Here is a 5,277-nt window from a genome sequence, read left to right as displayed (position 1 = left end):
GGCCCGCCTCATCTGTGGGGGGGGCATCGGGGGGGTCTTCCGAGACCCCCCGAAGAACTAGGAGTGGGAGATGAAGCGCGCGGTCGTACGCGAGGGGATCATCGCCGGCCTCATCGGGGCCGCCACCGTGGCCGTGTGGTTCCTGATCTTCGACCTGATCCAGCTGGCCCCGCTCCGGACGCCGGCCCTCCTGTGGGCCACCCTCTTCCAGGGCGTGCGGGACCCGGCGGCCGTGTCACCCGCCCTCCTCCCGGTCCTCGCCTACACGGCGGCGCACGTCCTGGTCTTCATCGTCATCGGGATCGTGGCGGCGTTCCTCGTGGCGGGAGCCGAGCGCGAGCCGGCGATGCTGCTCGCCCTCGTCATCTTCTTCGCGGCCTTCGAGATCTTCTTCCTGGCCCTCATCGTCTTCCTGGCCCGGCCGCTCCTCGGGGTGCTGCACTGGTGGGCCATCCTCATCGGGAACTTCCTGGCCGCCGTCGGCATGCTCGGCTACTTCTTCGCGGGGCACCGCCCGCTGGCCCGGACGCTCCTCGGTCGCTGGGTCGGTGTGATCCGCGAGGGGTTGCTGGCCGGGCTCATCGGGGCGGCCGTCGTCGCCCTGTGGTTCCTGATCTACGACACGCTCGCCTTCCAGCCGCTGCGGACCCCGTCCCTGCTGGGGGCCGCCATCTTCGAAGGCCTGCGCGACCCGAAGCTCCTCGAGATCCGGCTCGACCTCGCGCTCGGCTATACCGTGCTCCACGTGGCGGCCTTCGCCTTCTTCGGCGTCCTGGCCGCCGCCCTCCTGGTGGCGGCCGAGCGGGAGCCGCGCATCCTGCTCGGGCTGTTCATCCTCTTCTGGTGCTTCGAGCTCTTCTTCCTGGGGTTCGTGTCGGCCCTCGACGAGGCGCTGGTCGGCGCCCTCCTGTGGTGGAACGTCGCGATCGCCAACCTCCTCGCGGCCGTCGCGATGATCACCTACTTCTTCCTGGGCCATCGCTCCCTCGGCGGGCGGCTCCTGGAGCGCTGGCACGAGGACTGAGCCCAGACGCTCAGGGATCGGTGGCGGAGCGCCCGACCGCTGCGAAAGACCCACGTGTTCACCCCGACCCGGACAAGCGATAGGTCAGGCTGCACCCTCGCGGCAGGTCCGCCCGATAGGGGTTTGTCCCCTTCGCGAACTGAAAGGTCCTGTTGGTGGGCGTCACCCGCCCGGCGCGGCGAAGCGCGCCTGCTTCTCAAGTGTGGGCCAGGACATGCCTGTCGGGCACACGCCCGTCGCGCCAATCTTGACAGAGATGCCCGACGCCGCCTAACCTCACTTTCGCGACGAGTCCTTGGAACGTGATTGATCCCGCGTCACCAATGGGAGAGGACATCCAGCCCTCGATATGCAGTTTCGCCAAGCGCGTCGGTCGTCTGCCGCAAGTCATTGCTGTCACCTGCGCGCGAGAGAATGACACCCATCGGATCTGGGCATTCATACGTGAACGCGACAAGCTCGTCCGGCGCCACGTGTACCAAGAAGAACTTCGATTGATGGAGGAAGCACCGGACACTTCGTTCGATTTCAATGTCGTGGCATTGGACCGAGTGGAGTTCCATTCGTTCCTCGCCGACGATTTGCAAGGGAGGATTCTCTTCTACCGCGATCACCGCTAAAGATTCCAGACATCTCGATGCCCACGCAGGCAGCCCATCTTCGCCAGGCCCAACACAACGAGCAATTCCTTCAGACATTCGACATTCCGCGTTCCCCCCTATTTGGATTGGGCGGTGACAGTGATTTTCTACGCAGCGCTTCACTACATCCGAGCGCTGGCTGCCAGACACCACCTCACCAACATTTCGAGCTACGGAGATATAGATCGCCTCTTCGAGCGTCTGCGCGTCTTTCGCATGAACCCCGCGATCTACATTGACTATCGCCAGCTTAAGGACGATTCGCGAGCGGCTCGATACGACCTGCAAGGGTTCGTCCCCGACGAAGTGGAAGACCTCCGCGCCGAAGAGCTGCGTCGAATCCGCGAGTTCGTCCTCGGCAATTTATAGCCACCTCGGGTCCTCCCAGTCCGCCGACGGCGAACCTACGCCAAAGCCCGAGTGACGCCATCGCTGGAACCCTAGTAGGACCCCTGGTATCCTGGGGGGGTGCCCGAGGCCCCGACCTGGATTCGGACGTCGCCCGAGCTCAGGCGGCTCGGGCGCGAGCTGGCCGGCGCCGAGGCCGTCGCCCTCGACACCGAAGCCGACAGCCTCCATCACTACCCCGAGCGGCTCTGCCTCGTTCAGGTCGCCGACGCGCAGGGCCGCGTGTCCCTCGTCGACCCCCTGGCCCTCCCGGACCTCGAGCCGCTCCGCCCGGTCTGCGCCGATCCGGCGACGGCCAAAGTGCTCCACAGTGCCGAGAACGACCTCGCCTACCTCAAGCGCGACTTCGGCTTCACGTTCGCCAACATCTTCGACACGATGCTGGCGGCCCGCTTCCTCGGCCTCCGCGAGCTCGGGCTCGACGCGCTCCTCCGGCAGTACCTCGACATCACGCCCGTCAAGTCCCAGCAGAAGGCGGACTGGGCCCGCCGGCCCCTCCCCCCGGCCCAGGAGGCGTACGCAGCCGAGGACGTGCGTCATCTGTTCGCGCTGCGCGAGCGCCTCCGGGCCGAGCTGACGGCGCTCGGGCGGGAGGCGTGGCTCGCCGAGGAGTGCGAGGCCCTCGCCGCGCATCCGGTGGCCGAACGCGCCCCGGATGTGGACGGGTACCGCCGGCTCCGCGGAGCCGGGCGCCTCGACCCCCGCGCGCTGGCCGTCCTCCGCGCCCTCCACGCCCAGCGCGAGACGTGGGCGCGCGCCGAGCGCCGGCCACCGTTCAAGGTGGTGAGCCCCGAGACCCTGGTGGCGCTCGCCGCGGCGCAGCCGCGGGACCGGGCCGCCCTCGGCGGGATCCTGGGGCTCTCGCCGCGTCTCCAGACCCGCTACGGCGAGGGAATCCTCGAGGCCATCGCCCGCGGGCTGGCGGCGCCGCTCCCCGAGGACCTTCGGGGATCGCGCGGCCAGCGTCCGGTCATCCTGGCCATCGTGCAGCAGCGGGGGGAAGCGCTGCGCCGCTGGCGGGCGGAGGCAGCGACTCGGGCGGGACTCGATCCGGGCGTGCTCCTGCCGCAGCGCCTGATCGATCTCCTGGCGGCCTCGCCCCCGGGTGACCGGGTCGCCCTGGTCGAGGTGCCGGGCCTGCGGCGCTGGCGGGTCGAGGCGTTCGGGCCGGAGATCCTGGCCACGCTGGCGGGTGTCGGAGCGGCGTCACGGAAGGAGGTACGCGGATGAGGGCCAAGAAGCTCCGGGTCGGCGTCATCGGGACCGGGTTCGGCAGCACGGTGCAGATTCCGGCCTTCCAGGCTCACCCTCGCGCCGAGGTGGTGGCGGTGGCGAGCGGCCAGCCGGACAGGGCGCGAGCCGTCGCCCAGAGCTTCGGGGTCCCGCACGCCTTCGCCACCTATCACGAGCTCGCGGCCGCCGATCTCGATCTGGTGAGCATCACGGCGCCCCCATCCCTGCACCACCCGATGACGCTGGCGGCCGTGGCCGCCAAGCGCCACGTCCTCTGTGAGAAGCCGATGGCGCTCTCGACGGCCGAGGCGGCGGAGATGCTGGACGTCGCCGAGCGCGCGCGAGTCGTGCACGTCATCGACCACGAGCTCCGCTTCAACCCGAACCGGCGCAAGGTCCGAGCCCTCATCGCCGACGGCTTCGTCGGGCAGCCCCGGCATGCGCTGCTGACGCTGGTCGGCCCCGGCCGCGCCGACCCGAGCCGGCCCTGGACCTGGTGGGCGGATGCCGCGCAGGGAGGCGGGCTCCTGGGAGCCGTGGGCTCGCACCAGATCGACCTGCTCCGCTACTGTCTCGGCGAGATCGAGGCGGTCTGCGGCACCACCGAGACGTATGTCAAGGAGCGGCCGCTCCCCGACGGGTCGGGGCGCCGGGCGGCGACAGCCGACGACTTCACCGTCTTCTCCCTCCGGTTCGCGGCCGGCGCCGTCGGAACGATCCTCGCCAGCGTCGTGACCGCCCACGCGCGCGGTCCCAGGGTCGAAGTGTGGGGCGACGAAGGCACGCTCGTCCTCGACGAGTCCGAACGCCTCTGGGGCGCGCGAAAGGGCCAGGAGCTGGCGGAGCTGACCGCGCCGGAGACGCTGGCCCCGCCCCCCGGCATGAACTACGTCACGCTGTGGGGCGTCTCGTTCGTCCGGCTCGTCGACCACCTGGTCACGGCCATCCTCGATGGCGGTCCGGTCGCGCCCGCCGCCACCTTCCGCGACGGGCTCGTGGTGCAGCGGGTGATGGACGCCGTGCGGGCGACGGCGCAGACCGGCTGGGCTCGGGTGAGCCTCAGCGAAGGACGCTGACCTCCATCGCGTCCCCGCCGAAGTCGTGCTCGCGGCTCGCGTAGCGGCCGCTCTCCCGCACGTATCGGAGGTCCGTCATGGCCCGCCGGGCTTCAGATCTCTCGCGGCGCGCGCGAGGGCCGCGGCTCGCTCGGGATCCACCGGGTTCACCGTCCGGCCCTCGCGCTTGAGCCAGGTGCCGACGATGGCGCCGTCGGCGAGGGCGAGCAGCGGGCCGATGGTCTCGGGGGTCACGCCGGAGCCCACCAGGATCGGCCGGTCCGGGAGCGCCGCGCGCACGCGCTTGAGGTCACCCGGCGACGTGGCCTCGCCAGTGGCCGGCCCGGAGACGACCAGCGCGTCGGCCAGGCCCCGCTCGGCGGCATCCCGGGCGACGTGCTCGAGCTCGACAGGTGCGAGGGGGACCGCATGCTTGCCGCCGATGTCGACGAAGAGGCGGGTGTCGGTGCCGAGGAGACGGCGATAGCGGAGGGTCGCGTAGGCGTCGCCCTGGATCAGCCCCTGGTCGGCCACGACGGCGCCCACATGCACGTTGACGCGGATGAACGCGGCCCCGGTCGCCGCCGCCACCGCGAGCGCGGCCTGGGCGTCGTTCTTGAGGACGTTCACCCCGACCGGACACGGGACGACCCGCCGCACCTCGGTGACCACGACCGCCAGCGCAGCGACCGTCGCCGGGTCCACCCGCCCCGGGCTGAACGGCGCGTCGCCGTAATTCTCGATCAGGCAGGCGTGGAAGCCCGCCCCCGCGAGGGCCCGCGCGTCGGCCACGGCGCGGTCGACGACCCGGGCCAGCGACCCTCCCCAGCGCGGACTTCCGGGGAGCGGCAGCAGATGGACCATCCCGATGAGAAGACGCGAGAGCCCGGGGAGCGGCTCGCGGCTCACGACCCGA

Annotated in this window: 6 protein-coding genes; 5 read left to right on the top strand and 1 reads right to left on the bottom strand. The window is 70.7% G+C overall.

Annotation, left to right across the window (positions count from 1 at the left end):
- Nucleotides 1–70 precede the first annotated feature (70 nt).
- From VGW35_15935 to VGW35_15915, 5 genes are all read left to right on the top strand, one after another.
- On the top strand, nt 71–1,024 hold the full coding sequence (locus tag VGW35_15935) for a hypothetical protein (GenBank protein HEV8309150.1): 954 nt from the start codon (nt 71–73) through the stop codon (nt 1,022–1,024).
- Nucleotides 1,025–1,326: 302 nt separating this feature from the next.
- A complete protein-coding gene (locus VGW35_15930; protein ID HEV8309149.1) occupies nt 1,327–1,644 on the top strand; it encodes a hypothetical protein in 318 nt (105 codons plus the stop codon).
- A gap of 114 nt (nt 1,645–1,758) precedes the next feature.
- Nucleotides 1,759–2,034, top strand: coding sequence for a hypothetical protein (locus VGW35_15925; GenBank protein HEV8309148.1), 276 nt, complete (start codon nt 1,759–1,761; stop codon nt 2,032–2,034).
- A gap of 99 nt (nt 2,035–2,133) precedes the next feature.
- On the top strand, nt 2,134–3,303 hold the full coding sequence (locus VGW35_15920) for an HRDC domain-containing protein (protein HEV8309147.1): 1,170 nt from the start codon (nt 2,134–2,136) through the stop codon (nt 3,301–3,303).
- Nucleotides 3,300–4,382, top strand: a complete 1,083-nt coding sequence (locus VGW35_15915; GenBank protein HEV8309146.1) for a Gfo/Idh/MocA family oxidoreductase — start codon at nt 3,300–3,302, stop codon at nt 4,380–4,382. Before VGW35_15920 ends, VGW35_15915 begins: the two co-directional genes overlap by 4 nt.
- A 75-nt stretch (nt 4,383–4,457) precedes the next feature.
- On the opposite strand, the gene VGW35_15910 is transcribed toward VGW35_15915, so the two are convergent.
- The coding region (locus VGW35_15910; protein ID HEV8309145.1) for a BtpA/SgcQ family protein at nt 4,458–5,277 on the bottom strand (820 nt) is incomplete at its 5' end.

It is taken from the genome of Candidatus Methylomirabilota bacterium (assembly GCA_036005065.1).
Lineage (GTDB): Bacteria > Methylomirabilota > Methylomirabilia > Rokubacteriales > DASRDR01 > DASYQW01.
The sequence above is the reverse complement of the archived record's forward strand: the minus strand, read 5'-3'. Positions and strand labels throughout refer to the sequence as shown.